This is a genomic window from Brevibacillus panacihumi, assembly GCF_003710985.1.
GTDB lineage: Bacteria > Bacillota > Bacilli > Brevibacillales > Brevibacillaceae > Brevibacillus > Brevibacillus panacihumi.
This window is the reverse complement of record NZ_RHHT01000039.1, coordinates 1-16,297: the sequence shown is the minus strand read 5'-3', so window position 1 is coordinate 16,297 and position 16,297 is coordinate 1. Positions and strand designations below refer to the sequence as shown.

General features: G+C 54.1%; 12 protein-coding genes. 1 reads left to right on the top strand and 11 read right to left on the bottom strand.

The window, feature by feature from the left end; genetic code table 11:
• Positions 1-287: 287 nt before the first annotated feature.
• The 11 genes from EDM58_RS17895 to EDM58_RS17840 form a co-directional block, all read right to left on the bottom strand.
• Positions 288-1,490, bottom strand: coding sequence for an iron-containing alcohol dehydrogenase (locus EDM58_RS17895; protein WP_122914534.1), 1,203 nt, complete (start codon positions 1,488-1,490; stop codon positions 288-290).
• 391 nt (positions 1,491-1,881) lie between these two features.
• Entirely contained in the window at positions 1,882-2,988 is a 1,107-nt protein-coding gene (locus tag EDM58_RS17885) for a M24 family metallopeptidase (RefSeq protein WP_122914532.1), read from the bottom strand.
• 68 nt (positions 2,989-3,056) lie between these two features.
• Positions 3,057-3,392: a cupin domain-containing protein gene (locus EDM58_RS17880; protein ID WP_122914531.1), complete on the bottom strand. Its 336-nt coding sequence runs from the start codon at positions 3,390-3,392 to the stop codon at positions 3,057-3,059.
• Positions 3,393-3,405: 13 nt separating this feature from the next.
• Positions 3,406-5,148 (bottom strand): hydantoinase B/oxoprolinase family protein, encoded by a 1,743-nt coding sequence (locus EDM58_RS17875; RefSeq protein WP_122914530.1) that lies wholly within the window; start codon positions 5,146-5,148, stop codon positions 3,406-3,408.
• 4 nt (positions 5,149-5,152) lie between these two features.
• Positions 5,153-7,195, bottom strand: a complete 2,043-nt coding sequence (locus EDM58_RS17870; protein ID WP_122914529.1) for a hydantoinase/oxoprolinase family protein — start codon at positions 7,193-7,195, stop codon at positions 5,153-5,155.
• 50 nt (positions 7,196-7,245) lie between these two features.
• Positions 7,246-7,788, bottom strand: a complete 543-nt coding sequence (locus EDM58_RS17865) for a helix-turn-helix domain-containing protein (protein WP_122914528.1) — start codon at positions 7,786-7,788, stop codon at positions 7,246-7,248.
• 181 nt (positions 7,789-7,969) lie between these two features.
• Entirely contained in the window at positions 7,970-9,310 is a 1,341-nt protein-coding gene (locus EDM58_RS17860; protein WP_122914545.1) for an MFS transporter, read from the bottom strand.
• Between the two features lie 23 nt (positions 9,311-9,333).
• Complete coding sequence (locus EDM58_RS17855) at positions 9,334-10,083, bottom strand: aspartate/glutamate racemase family protein (protein WP_122914527.1); 750 nt, start codon at positions 10,081-10,083, stop codon at positions 9,334-9,336.
• 223 nt (positions 10,084-10,306) lie between these two features.
• Positions 10,307-11,368, bottom strand: a complete 1,062-nt coding sequence (locus EDM58_RS17850) for a dipeptidase (protein WP_122914526.1) — start codon at positions 11,366-11,368, stop codon at positions 10,307-10,309.
• Between the two features lie 3 nt (positions 11,369-11,371).
• The gene (locus EDM58_RS17845; protein WP_122914525.1) at positions 11,372-13,138 is read right to left on the bottom strand and encodes a hydantoinase B/oxoprolinase family protein; all 1,767 of its coding nucleotides are present in this window, start codon (positions 13,136-13,138) and stop codon (positions 11,372-11,374) included.
• Positions 13,135-15,186: a hydantoinase/oxoprolinase family protein gene (locus EDM58_RS17840; RefSeq protein WP_122914524.1), complete on the bottom strand. Its 2,052-nt coding sequence runs from the start codon at positions 15,184-15,186 to the stop codon at positions 13,135-13,137. Before EDM58_RS17840 ends, EDM58_RS17845 begins: the two co-directional genes overlap by 4 nt.
• A 419-nt stretch (positions 15,187-15,605) precedes the next feature.
• Between EDM58_RS17840 and EDM58_RS17830 the strand changes: the two genes are divergently transcribed.
• On the top strand, positions 15,606-16,297 hold a 692-nt coding region (locus tag EDM58_RS17830), incomplete at its 3' end, for a PAS domain S-box protein (RefSeq protein WP_246000839.1).

Genomic DNA, 16,297 nt, shown 5'->3' with positions numbered 1-16,297 from the left:
AATATCGACAGGATACCGGGCTGAAACCATACCCGACGAAAGGTGACGAGAAGTGATGATTGAGAGAAGCAGAATCTCGGCAATGCAAATGGCGATTCTGATGTACCCGACCATATTGCGACGGCAATACTCCATTGAAAAAAGTATGAAATCCGCATTAAATCAGCCGTGTGGCAGGCCAGCAAGAGATTGCCGGCAGATCCAAAGTGTATGAGTTTGCCCCCTGTCAAGGCTGATTGGAACGCTGCGCGGCCTTGACAAGGGGCAATGGTTGACCGTCTTGGCCGTTATTGGGTCATCCGGTCGCAGGAATAGGAATAATCGTAGCAGATCCGATAGAGATCCATGATTTCCCCGATCGTCGGAACCCGGGGGTTGTTGGACGGACTCCCGCTGTCCCAGGCATCCCGCGCCATTTTTTCCAGCATGGTATGGAACTCCTGCTCGGGGATTCCCCAACTTCGCAGATTGGGGATCTGCAAGTTTCGGCACAACTCCTTGACTTGCCGGATCGTATAGTCTGCCCGCTCTTTGAGGGTCACCGGTTCCGCATCCTGTTCCCGCACAAACAAGGGCATCAGCTCGGCCAGTTCTTCGATGCAGGAAGGTTGGGTAAATTCCAACACGGCGGGAAGCAGCATCGCGTTGGAGATGCCGTGCGGGACATGAAAAAGGGCGCCGATCGGGCGGGACATCCCGTGCACCAGCGTCACGGAAGCATTGGAAAAAGCCATGCCCGCCTGCAGGGACCCGATACACATCCTCTCTTTGGCATCCAGATCATGCGGATCCTCATAGGAGCGCTGCAAGGAGTGAACAATGTGGGTGACCGCGGAATAGGCCAGCATCTTCGTCATCGGATGGGCTTTCTTCGAGAGATAGGCTTCGATCGCGTGGCACAGCGCATCAATTCCCGTGGCTGCAATCACATGCGGCGGGGCCGATCTCGTCAAAGCGGGATCGACGATGGCAACCGCAGGCATGAAGGCAGGATGCTTGATCATCATTTTCACATGGGTTTGCGTATTGGTGATGACCGTCACATCCGTTGCTTCCGAGCCTGTTCCGGCCGTAGTCGGAATCGCGATGTGGGCGATTCCGGGCGGCAAACACGCTTTTTTGCCCCCCAGGTAGTCACCGATATAGCCGCCGCTTCGCTCCAGGACGACAATTGCCTTTGCCGTATCGATACAGCTCCCTCCACCAAGAGAGAGCACGACGTCGCAGGCTTCATCCCGGAGCAGATCAAGCGCTTCCACAACATACGCGTCAGTCGGCTCGGAAGCCACTCCCTGGTAGACGATGCTTTCCAATCCTTCGGCTGCGAGGAGCTGACGACATTGCTCCACGTATCCGAGTTTGGCCATGATCGGGTCCGTGATGATCAGCGCCTTTTTCCCCTTTGCAGCGGCCTCCTTGCCCACCTGTTGAAAAGAGTCGGGCCCGTACAGCACTTTTTGCGGGGTTTGAAAAGTGGCGTAGGTGTTCATGGGATTCACCTCATTTGGGCGGGATTTGAAAAAGGTGAGGAAAGACAAAAATCGCTGTATCTGCGTAACGGGATCGCACTTGCAAAGTTGTTACAATGGGTTCCCGTTGGACAGATTTCCTCCTTTTCTTTTCGTTCGGGATGAGACCCGCAATTTCCTTTTTCATCCATAAATGAATAAAACAGAATGCCCCAAACCCCTTTACGATCCTGACTTCGCAGGAATGGGGGCAGGCTCGATCCGGATGTCCCTTTCGGCCAAAAAAAGAAAGAAGCCATTCGGGCACTCTGTTCATCGTCCCAAAATGTCTTCTTTTTTTGGTTCCGGTCTGTTGAGAACAGCCTTCGCGTAAGCAGGCTCCTTCACATTTCGTGGCAAATACCTTTTCCTTTCATTCTCGGGAAATCGGCGTGCCTCCACGCAGCAGTTCACGTGGAAAATGATTCAACCGCTCTGCGCCATCTGCGGTTACAACGACAATGTCCTCGATCCGTACTCCAAACTTTCCGCTTAGATAGATGCCAGGCTCGACGCTGACCACCATTCCTTCCTCCAGCAGCTGTTCGTTGTTCGGCGTCAGGTACGGCTCCTCGTGAACTTCGATCCCTATGCCGTGACCGGTGCGATGGGTAAAGAATTCCCCGTAGCCGGCTTCGGAAATGATGGCGCGGGCCGTTTGATCGATGATTCTCATCGGGACTCCGGGTTTGATCGCTTTCACCGCTTCATCCTGAGCCTTTCTCACAATTTCATACACGCGGACCATTTCTTCTGCAGGTTCCCCCAGGACGATCGTCCGAGTCATATCCGAGCAATAGTGATCCTTGATTCCACCCATATCAATCACAACCATATCCCCTTCGGCAAGACGGGTTTCATCTGATTGGTGATGGGGAATCGCCCCGTTCGCACCGGTCCCGATGATCGGTTGAAAGGACAATTGCTCAACCCCCTCCCCCTGAAAGAGCCTTTTCAATTCCCTGGCCACTTCTTTCTCCGTCATGCCCGGCTTTATAAAAGAAATCATCTTTCCCATCACGCGATCGGCGATTTCTCCTGACTTTCGCAAACGGTCCATTTCCGCTGCATCTTTCCTTAGGCGAAGGGCTCCTGTCACCGGCGTGTCTTTGATAAAGGAAAGCCGGCTGCGAATCGACATAAGCTCAATCAATTTTCCGCTCGGCCACTGGCTGTCTATGGAGATCACACCCTGTTCCGGCAAAAGCCCGGCCAGAATCTGGACAGTAGGCTCGCCGTCCTTCCAAAAGCGCAACTGCACTCCCTCCAGCGGTGTAATCTCTTCCCGTGACATTTCATGGACAACAATCCACGGTGAACCCGTTCTCGGAATCAAGACAGCCTGAAGCCTTTCATGGGAGTCCAGCCATGTTCCTGTGAAATAGAAAAAATTGGCCGGGGAAGAAACGATCACCGCCTCCCAACCGCTCTCATCCAAAATCGCTTGCGCTTTTTTCATTCTCTGCACATATACGCTCATCGTGTCCCTACAACCTCCCTGTTTGAAGTGAAAGGTCTGTCTAAGAAGAAGACACCGCCGATCATCGTCTATCGCCTGACAAGCACCCAGACGATCTCGCACTCCTCATCGCCGTCATTATACGCCCAGTGTGCCTCTCCCGCAGGAATCAGGGATGCATCCCCGGCCGTCAGCCGGTGTTCTTTGTCACCAACCCCTGTAAGGATGGATCCTTTTATGAGGATGGAATATTCGTCTTCTTCGTGACTGCCCTCTCCGTTCAAGGGAATCCTTGCTTGAGGAGGGATGGTTACCACCCCAAATCTGGCTCTGCCGCCTTCTATGTGGTTTTCCGAAAACAACGTCTTCATCAGTACCGCCTGACGAACATCCGCTTTTACGGAATCTGCACGGACCACGATCATCGGTGTTCCTCCTTTACACAGCTTGTCTGGCAGATGTGATACCTTCCACTTCAAATGTACGGGGATTTACAATCACCCCATAAATGTCTCTCGCTTGTTCGACAGAAATGTAGCCGTTCTTCGCATCCAAGGCCACCTTTTCGGCCGGACGACGCAGCGGGTTGCCGTAGCCGCCGCCGGTTGCGGTAATCAGCCGAACCACATCTCCCTTGTTCAGTGGGAAACGGGCAAATTTGCCAAACGGGCCGGCGACTTCCCCGTTCGCCTTGACAATCACAAACTCGTTTCGTGACCCGTCATGACCACCGTTGAAACCCCAGGGCAGGAATTTATGACGACCGAAAGTGGCTGTGATCGTTTGCCCGTTGGTCATTGCCCGATAAGAACGGATCGCTCCGGAACCACCGCGATATTCACCGGCACCGGCACCGTCCGTGCGCAGGCTGTACTCGTCGATCATCACACCATAGCGCGTCTCGGCAACTTCTACCGGTACGTTGTATGTTTCGCCGTCACCAATACAGAATTGGCCTGCTGCTCCGTCCAGTCCTTCGCCTGCACCCCACCCTCCGACGGAAGGCTCTACAATCAGGAACGGCTCGTTTGTATCCTGGTGAATTCCGGAGAGAACCACTCCACACACAGACAAGAGGTGTCCGGCATTCAAACGGTGGGGAACAACCGGTGCGAGCGCTTTCCAAACCAGGTCAGCCCCGTACAGCATCGTTTCCCAGTAAGTCGATACAGCCGCAGGGCGTTCAGCCGAGAAAATCGAACGATCATCTGCGATTACTCTCAACGGACGGAATACTCCGTCATTCACGTCTTGAGACGGATTCGTCACCGCCAGGAAAAGGACACGCACGGCGGACACCAAAGCGGTGTACGAGCAGTTAACCGGGCCCAATACCTGGGGATGGCTTCCACGGAAGTCGCAAATGAACTCGTCATCCGTGATCGTAACCTTCACCTGTACGTGGAAAGGACCGTTTCCGATCCCGTCGTCATCGATGAAGTCCTTCGCTTCAAATGTACCCTTTGGCAGTTTGGCTATTTCTTTTCGCGCCAATTGTTCGCCATGGTTCAGAAGATGATCAATAGAATCCATTACAACAGCCCGGCCATACTTGTCGCACAGTTCACGGAAGCGCTTTTCACCGGTGCGAAGCGCAGCCACTTGAGCCCACATATCCCCAAGAGACAATTCCGGGAAGCGTACATTTGCGGCGATAATATCAACCAATGGCTGGTTCAGTTTCCCTTCATCGAACAACTTGACGCACGGAAATTGAAGTCCTTCCTGGAAGATCTCGGTTGAATCTGTTGTCCAAGACCCCGGGTCCTTGCCTCCCACTTCCGTCCAGTGCGCCTTGTTGGCGGAAAATGCCACCAGCTTTCCTTCATGAAAGATCGGCATGACCAGACCGACATCGGACAAATGTGAACCCCCTCCGCCGTATGGGTCGTTGATAATCAGAATATCTCCCGGCTTCAGATCGCCTTCTTTGCCGAACTTCTCCAGCGTTTGCTTCACCATAAAAGTCAGCATCCCGATAAATCCGGTGACCCCGTTCCCCTGGGTCAGCAGTTGCCCCTTTGCATCGGTCAATCCGCTTGCGAAGTCAAGCACTTCATAGATGATCGGGCTCATCGAGGTACGCGCAAGTGTATGGAACATCTCTTCACCGATGGCAATCAACGAATCTTTTACGATTTCGAGTGTAAATTGATCCCGCTTCACTTTTTCCTCGAACATGCCGTTACACCCCCGTGTCAATGATTAAGTTGCCGTACTCGTCTACAACCAGCTGTTGCCCCGGTTCAATGACAGTAGAAGAGGATTGTTCTTCGACAATCGCCGGTCCTTCAATCACACTGCCTGCGTTCAAAATATCCCTGGAGTAGACGTTGGTTTCGATCCAACCATGCTCTTCGAACAGAACGGGCCGCACCTCTTTCAGCGCTTCTTTGGCGTTGTCTCCTGTATTGTCCAGCCGAGCGATCTCGGGCTTTTGCACCAAGCCAAATGCCGTTAGATGCAGGTTGACAATTTCCGTCTGAGCTCCCTCCAGTTTGAACGTGTAATGCTTCTCGTGAAGGTCATGAAAACGGGAGACCGTCTCCTGGACAGCCGATTCGTCCATGCGCCCGTTCGGTACCGGAACTTTGACCGCATGCTCTTGCCCGACATAACGTATATCGGCATAGCGCACAAACAATACCTTGTCCTTGGCGATTCCCTCTTGCGCGTACTGCTGCAGGGCTCCTTCCTCCAGTCGGCTCCATTCATCGTTTAATTCATCCAAATTCATCCCGTTTACGCGACGGATGTACGTTTGAATGTAGTCGTGCCGAAGATCGGTCATCAGCATGCCCCATGCAGAAAACACGGAAGAGGCGATCGGAATGATCACTTTCTTCACTCCCAATTCCCTGGCCAGGGCCAGAGCATGCATCGGACCTCCGCCGCCAAATGCGACAAGGGAGAACTCGCGGGGATCGTACCCCTTCCGAACGGAAATCAACTTTAACGCATTCAGCATGTTGGAGTTGGCGATGCGAATGATGCCGAGAGCTGCCTCTTCCACGGAGATGCCGAAATGACGGGCTACTTTTTCCTCAATCGCTTGCTTGACTGCATCCATATTAACTGTATTTTTAAAATTTTTGGGTGACAGGCGTCCTGTTACGAGATTGGCATCCGTTGTAGTCGGATTTTCGCCGCCGCGCCCGTAAGCGACCGGACCCGGCATCGCTCCCGCGGATTGCGGACCGACTTTCAGCGAACCGGCATCATCGATCCAGGCAATAGAGCCTCCGCCGTTCCCGATTTCCACGATGTCAACCACTGGCACCTTGATCGGATATCCGGCATTCCGGTCATCTCTTTCAATCTTGTATTCCGTCGTTACCTTTACTTCTCCGTGGTCGATCAAGGAACACTTGGCGGTCGTTCCACCGATATCAAAAGCGATGATATTCTCTTCCCCAAGGATTTTCCCCAAAATGGCGGCGCCAAAAATTCCCGCTACGGGACCTGACTCGACCATGTTGATAGGGGTTTCCTTGGATTGTTCAAAGGTAGTCGTTCCGGAATTGGACTGCATGATGTACTTGTTTCCGCTGACTCCGATTTCCTGAAGATGTTTGTCCAACTGATCAATGTAGGAAGAGGCAATCGGTTTTACGTAAGCGTTTAAAACAGCTGTGCTGGTACGCTCGTACTCGCGCCACTCCTTGGTCACTTCGTGGGAAGCGGTTACAGCCACTTCCGGCCAAACCTCTTTGATGGCCTGAACAGCCAGCTTTTCATGAGAAGGATTCGCATAAGCGTGCAGGAAGGAAACGGCAATCGCTTCGACCCCTTCACTCCGCAATTGCTCAACCGCTGCCTTCACCTCCTCCACCGCCAATTCGCAAATCACCTCTCCCTTGTAGTTCAACCGTTCGCTAACTTCGTGACGCAGATAGCGTGGGACAAAAGGTGTCGGTTTCTGATAGCGCACATTGAACAAATCCGGTCGGTTCCCGCGGGCGATTTCCAGAACATCCCGGAATCCCTTGGTGGTGATCAATCCGGTTTTTACCCCTTTGCGCTCCGTCAAAGCATTAATAATGACAGTAGTTCCATGAATAAAATCGGTGATCGTTTCAGGAGAAATCGAGCTCTTTTTGATGACATCCATTACTCCTTGTTCAAAGTTGGGAGGAGTCGTATCGCTTTTTGCGGTTCCGATACGACCGTTTTCATCCAGATAGACAAGATCCGTAAATGTTCCTCCGATATCAGTTGCTACCCGCATAAAAACCACCTTTCTTGAAGGAATCTGCAAAATTATGTGAACCCGGTTTTTTAAAAAATAACCGGTGTTAACACGCAAAGTATCTTCGAAGTTTGATTGAGCGGGTTGGACCAAAAATGCGGCAAATTGGACGGAAAATGGATCGAGTCGCCGGTTTTCACCAGGAATTCCTTTCCATCGACGTTAAAAGTCACCGCACCCTCCAGGACAAAGTAAAATTCCTCGCCGGGATGGCTGAACACATTGTCCTGAACCAGACCCGGTGCAAGCGTGACAATCATCGGCTCAAGGGACCTTCCGTTAAAGTTGCCGCCCAGACGGGTATATTCGGCACCTGATCCTTCGATCCGGAACGGTTTCTGGCTTTCCAGCTTGACGATGAAATTCTGATTGCTTTCATTCTCGAAGAAATCGGTAATCGGAACCGCAAAGGCATCGGCGATTTTCTTCAGAGAAGTGATGGCCAGGGATGTCTCTCCCCGTTCCACCTGGGAAAGAAAGCTGACCGACAATCCTGTTTTTTCACTGAGATCCTTCAACGTCAAATCATGCATCTTGCGCAGGCTTCTGATTTTTTTGTAAATTTCCTCCATAGCAACTCCTATTTGTCTTTGATTGTTCTTTGTTGTTTTTATTATATATCGGAATAATTGTGATATCAATTCAAAATATACTGTATCATCGTAATTTTTTTCATATATATTTAATGCGAATATTCTGTAAAATGAAAGTGGACAATCCCTCGATTATCCACTTTTTCACAAATGTTTTTGATTAATGAAGGATTTCGCCTTCCGTCTCCTTCAGCAATAGGCTGGCGATAAACGTAATGACCAGGAATGTGGAAATAAAGGAAACTGTCGCCAAAAAGCTGGTGTTTGCCGCGAGCATGGCACCGATTACGCTCGGAGCAATTGCGTTTGCTGCACGCTGACCGGTCACACCGAGCGAATAGCTGACACCGCGAATTTCCGTGGGATACAGTTCCGCCATCCAGGTATCCCATACCCCCCACGCTCCCAAACTGAAGAACGAGAGAACAAAGTTCCAGACATACATTTCCGTCATGGTTTCCGCCGAGGCAAAGCCAAAACCTCCGATTGCCGCAAAGAGAACAAATGATGTCATCACCTTTTTGCGCCCATACTTGCCCGTCAAGTAAGAGGAGGCCATATACCCCGGGAACATGAACAGCGCCGTTAATGCCATGAATCCCAACCCCTGCGGCGTACTCAGACCCTTTTTGGCCAAAAGGACCGGCATCCAGGATGAAAGGGCCCAATACCCCCAGGAGAAGCAGAAGTTAATGATGATCTGCAGTACCGTCAGACGCAGGAATTTTCCCTTGAAAATCTCCAGGAAAGAGCCCTTTTTGGCTTCTTCCACCACAAGTTGGGCCTGATCCATTTCCTCATTCATCTTTCCCTCTGAAAGTCTTCGCACCACGTCTTTCGCTTCTGCCTCGCGGCCTTTGGCGACCAACCAGTACGGTGATTCCGGGACGAACGCGGCTACCACCAGGAACCACAGCCCGGCCAGTGAACTGACCCCGATAATCCAGCGCCAACCCAGATCCATAAAGAGATACGTAACCCCGATCGCGATCAGGAATCCCACCGGCCAACCGGAAGCCAGGTAGACAGTTGCTTTCCCGCGTACTTTTACCGGAAGCAATTCTTCGAAGTAGGGGAACGTCGCAACCAACACACCGGAGAGGCCAACTCCCGAAAGGAACCTCGTCCACCAAAGCATCTCGTAGTTGACCGAAAATGCACTGAGAAGAGAGATGACGCCATATAGAGCCAGACTGTACACCATGGATTTTTTCCGGCCAAACTTATCGACCAGTTTCCCCCAGACGAGGCATCCCGGAATCATGCCGAGGAAAATGGAACCGATCAGCGAACCGATTTGCGCTCCGTCCAGTGCAAACTCCGCACCGATTGAAGCGCTGGCCAGAATGACAATCATCATCTCCCATGCTTCAATGACAAAGGAAAAAAACAGGGCCAATCCCGCTTTCCAATGCTGGCGGGTTACCGGCATATTGTCAAAAAGTTCCCCGACTTGCACAATCCCTTTTGTCAGGCCTTGCCCCAAAGGCTGAACACTCATGATGATCCCTCTTTTCCTGTTTTTCAAAAAATCTTCCAAGCTTTCACTTCTTCATCGGGGGGTGACTGATAGCCGTCCAGCTTGCTGTGGCCCCATCCGAACTTTTTATGAATCTCCACCAAAAATTCCGCATACTTCAACGGCGCTAAACTCGCATCAATGACGGGAACCCCAAGTTCTTCCTGAATGTGACGGAAAAAACCAAACTCAATGGTACAACCCAGTATCAGTACATTTGCACCATCTTGTTCCACAGCTTCCTTCGCTGCCCGTCTCATTCGTTTCATCGTTTCCTCATGGTCTTTCTGAAAATCATGCACTCCCATCTCAAGGGACTTGAAGGATGCCAACTTGTCCCCGAAACCGTACTTGTGGACGTTTTCCTTCATCTCCGGAATCCACTTTCGACGCCCCACAATGATGGAAATACTTTCGCCAAGGGTCGCGGCAATGTGCAAACTTGCCTCTGCCGGAGCTGTTACGACCATCTTTTTGGACACTTCTCGCGCAGCCCTGAGGATCGGATCATAAAAACAGCCAATCACTGCGGCATCATACCCTTCCTCTTCCGCCCTTTTCACCAGCCTGAGGATTTCCGGCATGACCATGACCTCATAGCTGTTGTACTCCAGATGAAGCGGGCCCGGCGCAGGCGGCAGGGATACCACATCCACGATCGTGTTCGGTTGTTTGACCTTCTCAAACTCGCTCTTGAACGTTGCATCAAACAAATCTGTGGTTACTGGATTGATCCATAATACCTTTTTTTCCAATATTGACCCTCCGTTTCTATTCTTAATTGTATAATTTTGAATTGCCGATATTGTAAAATAATTTCGTCTACAATGCAATATTTCCTGTAATACAGTAAAAATTTTTGTGATCCGAAAAAATTTACGTATTTCAGTTCTGTAATCGAGCTGCGGACGCCAGGTGACGCAGACCTCCATCCAGAGTCCCTCAACCAGGCGTCCGCTGCTGATCTGTAGCCTTCGCTTATCCGGCCGCGCACGTGACAGCTGACTGCCAAATTCGGGCGAAGTTGCCCCAGGCCATCGCTTCCAGGTCTGTACGGGAGAACCCCCGCTTTGCCATCCGGGCCATCAGGCAGGGCACGTCTGCCGGTCCGTCCAGCTCCGGATTGCCTGGCAGACGGCCGCCGATGCTCCCAAGCGCCTCGTCATCCATGTAGCTGATAAAATCAAACCCGAAACCAAGGTGCCGGATCCCAACCAGGTCGGCGATATGGACGGCGTGGTCGATGTACCGGTCCAGCCCCGGGTCGTCGGGGTCAACAAACGCCGAAAAGGCATTCAAGCCGATAACCCCGTCCCGCTCCGCAATTGCCTTGATTTGCTCGTCCGTCAGGTTGCGCGGGATATCGCAAACTTTGCGGGCATTGGAATGGGAAGCCAGCACTCCGGGACCAGGGTAGGCGTCCATCGCCTCCCAGAAGGAGCGTTCGTTCAGGTGGGACAAGTCCAGCATCACACCGCCGGCAGCCATCTGGCGCAACAGCGTGCGGCCCTTGGTGGTAATACCCTGCACCTCGCCCTCCCCGGATCCGCGCAACCCTAACAGCCATTTGCCTTTACCGGAGGTGGATAGCGCACGTGCCTCCTCGTATGCGTATCCCGGGAAGCCGCTGGCAAAGGCGTTCGCCTCATTCCATGTCAACAGGCCGGAGGTAAGGCCCTGGGTACAAAGATCTGTAAAGAGGGTCGGGTCCTCGCCCAAAGCTGCCATCCCCTCGATCGTCAGCAGCAACGCCAGGCGTCCCGCCGCCATTGCCGCTTCAGCCTCAGACGGAGTCCTGACCAGGGCAAGCTCTCCGGGAGACTCACTCAGTTCTGCCGCCAGGGCTGCCAGCACCTCACGGGTGCGAGCCGCCGCCCGGTGAGTGTGATCCAATTCGATCCAAATCGTCAGGCCAAGGGCGGTGATGCCGGCAGCCCGCAAAACAGGCAGATGGCGCTCGGCGATTACCCTGTGCTCCCCCCGCGATCTGCGCCAGATTACGTCTACCAGGATGTCGCTGTGCAAGTCGATGAGTCGCATGGTTCAGGCCCCCGCTCGTTCCCGCCGAAGCGCGGCTGTCGCTTCGGTGTCGACGGTCCAGTTGGTGGTGTCGATGACCACGCCATAGTCACGCTTCGCGCTTTCCAGCGAAACGTACCCGTCGCGCACATCCTCCAGTACCTTGTCCGGGCTGCGCCGCAAAGGGTTCCCCCAGCCTCCTCCGCCGCCGGCACTGCTGATCAGCACATCTCCCGCCTGCAAAGGCTGGTTGATGGCGCCCGTCCGCCACTCCCGGTCAGTTCCGGGCCATACAATAATGTGATTGGGATCCCCCTCCAGGCCGCCATTCAGCGCCCAGGGGCGAGTCTTCGTCTTCTTCACAATCGTCACAGCGTTGCCGGGAGCGGTAAACCGGTAGATGCGGGTCGCGCCCAACCCACCCCGGTGCTCGCCGGCCCCGCATGAATCCTGTCGCAAATAATAGGCTTCAATCAACAAGGGGGCCTTGTTCTCCAACACCTCGACTGGATTGTTGCGGCAGCCTGGCTCGGACAGGTGCATGATCCCGTTTTCTCCGTCGCCCCCGGCGTGTCCGCCAAATCCGACGGCCTCATTGGTTGCCTCCAGCCAGACCTTGCCGGTGACGGGATGCTTGCCTACCCCCATCATGGAGACGACCTCTCCTCCCGAGCAGGCGGGGACCACCTCGGACATGGCGGGAGCGAGAGCCTTGCAAATAATTTCCGGGATGTGAATCGCCGGCCAAATCGTGAAGGTGGCGACCGGAGGCTGGGCGTTGACCAGTGACACCTCCGGAGCGATTACCTTCAGCGGACGGAAGTTTCCGTCATTGGCCGGGGAGTCTGGGGTAGTGAGGGCCTTGAAGGCGAGAGCCGAAACCCCTTCCGTCAAACCAAGGGGCAAGTTGACTGGGCCCTTTACAGCGTCATCGGTACCGGTGAAATCCACGATAAACTCGGTGTCCGTGACGGTGACAGTGACCTTGATCTTGAGCATGGTATCCTTGTCTACTCCGTCATCATCGACCCAATCCTCAGCGGACCACGTTCCCTTGGGCAGGGCCGCAAGACGGGCGCGGGCAATCCGTTCGCCGTGGTTGAGAATCTCCTGGGCGGCGGCGTTAAACGTTTCCAGTCCGAACTTCTCCACCAGTTCCCGGACCCGCCGCTCTCCGGTCCGACAGCAGGAAATCTGGGCGTTCATGTTGCCGATGACCCGGTCCGGAATGCGGGAGTTGAACCGAATGATGTTCTCCACCTCTTGATCGCGAACCCCTCGCTTGTAAATCTTGAGCCCTGGCAGGACCAGCCCTTCATTGTGAATGCTGGTGGTGTCCAGGCAATAACCCGGATCCTGTTGGTTCAGATCCAGCCAGTGGGCTTTGCATGCTGCGTATCCGACCAACTGCTGATCAAAGAAGATCGGGGAGGTGACGAGTACGTCAAGGGTGTGATTGGAACTCCAGTACGGGTAATTAAACAGGATCACATCACCCTGGTGTATGTTCTCTTCTCCCAGGAACTCCACCATCTTCCGGAGAGCAAAGTCATTGCCCCGTGTGAAAATGGCGAGGCCGGGGGCTTCCGCAAGCAACCGACAGTCTCGGTCGTAGATCCCCAAACCGAAGTCCTGGATCTCATAGATGATGGTGTCATAGGCGGTTCGCTTCAAGTTCCGCATCATTTCCCGGGCTGCCGACAGCAAGTAGTTGTGGATCACCTGCACTTCAATGTGTCCTCCCTGTTTATCGACGCCGCTTACATTGGTAAAGTCTGCGCTCTTGGTCATGCTATGCCTCCTTTGGTTGAGAAAATAGCGATCACAAGCTCCCCGTACTCTCCCACCGTTGCCAGGTCTCCTTCATGGATGACGGTTGTGTGGCTGGGCTCCTCGATGATGGCCGGCCCGGCTACCTGATCCCCGGCCAACAGCTTGAACCGGTCATATACGCTGTACGGAACAAAACGGTCCAGGGTCGACTGGTATACGGCACGGCTGCCCTTGAAGGCTGGACCTGCATCGCCGGTCCCTTGCTTTAGCTTCGCAATCTTTGGCTTGGGCAGCACACCCACTGCCCGAACACGCAGGGTAACAATCTCCACCGGGTCTTTCGTCTGGTGGCCATACTGCATCTCGTGGGCATCGCCGAAGCTGGCGGCAATCCGCGGGATGTGGCTGGAAGTCAGCTCCCCGTCAGGAATTTCGATCTTCACCGTGTGCTCCTGACCCTCATAGCGCAGCTCTGCCCAGCGAATAAACCGGCAGTCCTGCGGGGCAAACCCGTCTCGACCCAGTGCCTCCCGACCGCTCGCTTCCAGGTTGGCGTACAGTTCGTTGACCGCCGCCAAATCGGCGTTAGCAAGGCCTGTCACGTAGGTCTGGGCAAAGTCGTAGACCACATCGACCATCATCATCCCCCATGCCGAAAAGTTGCCCGGCCCCGGTGGAATGATGACGGTGGGAATCCCGATCTCCCGCGCCACGTTGCATGCCACCAGCCCGCCACCGCCGCCAAAGCCCAGGAGCGCGAAGTCCTTCGGGTGATATCCTTGCTCCACCGAGATCTCGCGAATGGCCCCGGTGATCTTGGCCTCACTGATTCGTATGATGCCGGCGGCCGCCTCGTACAACGAAAGGTTCAGCGGCCCGGACAAGCGCTCGATCGCCACGCGGGACAAACTCGTGTCAATGCCCATGGCACCCCCAAGGAAGTTCCGATCATCAAGGTAGCCGATGGTGAGGGCAGCATCCGTAAACGTCGCGTTTTCCCCTCCCTTGCCGTAACAGGCGGGACCAGGGTCTGCACCGGCGCTCTGCGGGCCCACTTGGAGCGCTCCACCATCGTCGATCCACGCAATACTGCCGCCGCCGGCACCGATTGTACGGATGTCGATCATCGGAGTAGAGATGGGCAGATGCTCCACCGTCGCCTCGTTCTCCACGGAGATCTGCCCATCCACCACCATGGTTGTGTCCAGGCTCGTTCCTCCCATGTCCAACGTGATCAGATTGCGGTATCCTGTCAGCTCCGCCAGGTAGGCGGCACCGATCGCCCCTCCTGCCGGTCCGGACATCACCGAGTGTACCGGCTCCTCCTTGGCCGCCGTCGCAGTCATGGCACCGCCGCCGGAACGGGTGAGCAGAAACTGGCCCCCGTATCCCTGGTTCCGCAGTTCACTGCCCAGCCGGTCGAGATAAGTCCGCATGATTGGCTTGATATACGCATCGATGACTGCTGTGCTGGTGCGCTCATACTCCCGATACTCCCGGGTCAGCCGATGCGAGAGTGTGACGGAGACTTCCGGGCACTCCTGGCGCAAGACCTCTTCCATCGCAAGCTCGTGGGCCGGATTGGTATAGCTGTGCAGGAAGCAGACCACCACGGCACGAACTCCCTCGTTCCGAATCTGCCGGGCCACTGATACAGCCCCATCCCGATCAAAGGGAGTCAGGACGTTTCCTTGATAGTCCAGCCGTTCTGCCACCTCGAACCGCAGGTGACGCGGGACCAGCGTCTTCGGCTTGCGGTACTTGAAGTCGTACATGGTATCACGGTCGGTTCGGCCCAGCTCGTACACGTCCCGAAACCCCCTGGTAGTGACAATCGCCACCTTGGCTCCGGTGCGGGTGAGCAGGGCGTTCAGCCCCAGGGTAGTGCCATGGACAAAGTAGTCGATCTCGGCGAATCGAGCGTCCGCCTTGCGAAAACCCTCCAGAACGCCGCTGGCCGGGTTGCGCGGAACGGTCTCGACCTTCTCCAGGCGCAGGGTGCCAGTGGCCGAATCCAGCACTACCACATCGGTAAACGTTCCGCCAACATCAACAGAGATGCGCATCTGTTTCAACTCCTTTTTGGAATTTGCAGTTCAATCGGAAACAACGGGGAGATCATCTTCAGTTGCCCCTTGTCGGACAGGTGGCGTCAATGACAAGGGATTTTTGGTGAAGTGGCAGACCACGCGTCTCGTGTACTCCCATTTCACGTTTCACCTCCTTTCCTGGAAAAACGGTAGAGACCAAGCGGTTCACCACCTATGACCGCTGTTTCGAAACGGGATCTGTTCATGATGTTGGATCTGCCTGCGAAAAGAATGGGGATTTTCAATTTGAGTACAAAGCAAGGCGCGTGCCAACGCAGAACGCCAGGTTACCCCCGAATGATGTGTAAAAATTTTCGCAATAGTGCTATAATATGTGTAATCAACTGTGAAACTGCGCATCTTTTTACACACTGAATGAGAAGTGGTGAGTGCTCTTGAAACATACACTTCCGCCTTTGGAACATTTGATCCGAAAAGTCCCCGCTGAAGAGAGAAATCATTGGGAAGCGAATACCCAAATGTTGTCCGTCCCCTTGGACACCCCCTTGTCTGAAGCCATTCCCCTTTTTCAACAGAGCGATCCCCTTTGGGTGACGGATGCAAGCGGCCAATGGGTTGGATGTTTGCATCAAGCCGACGCCATGCGGGCAGTCCTCCAATCGTTTCAGTACCTGGAGGCGTACTTCACGACACTGATTGAAACCCTCGATTTGTCGATTTCCGCGATTGATGAAGAGGCCAATGTGGTTGTTTGGTCGCAAGTGGCAGAGCAACTCTTTTCCCTCAAGGCAAACGAACTCCTGGGGAAGCCGATCACAAATTTCTTTTCAGCGGAGATGCTGGCGATGCTCAAAACGCTGCAAACGGGCGAAGCTGTTCATCGGAAGCATCATCAGCCTCGTGAGGACCTGTTTGTGGTGATCAACACCAATCCGATTCGCCTCAACGGGAAAATCATTGGTGCGGTCGCGACCGAAACCGATATTACCAGTCAAGTGCGCTTGAATCAGGAACTGTACGATGCCACCAAAAAGGTGCATCACCTGCAGCAGGAAATGGCCAGGCTCAAGCCTTCCTCTGACCCGTTCCATGAAATCAAGGGAAAAAGCAAGGCTATTGCCCACAT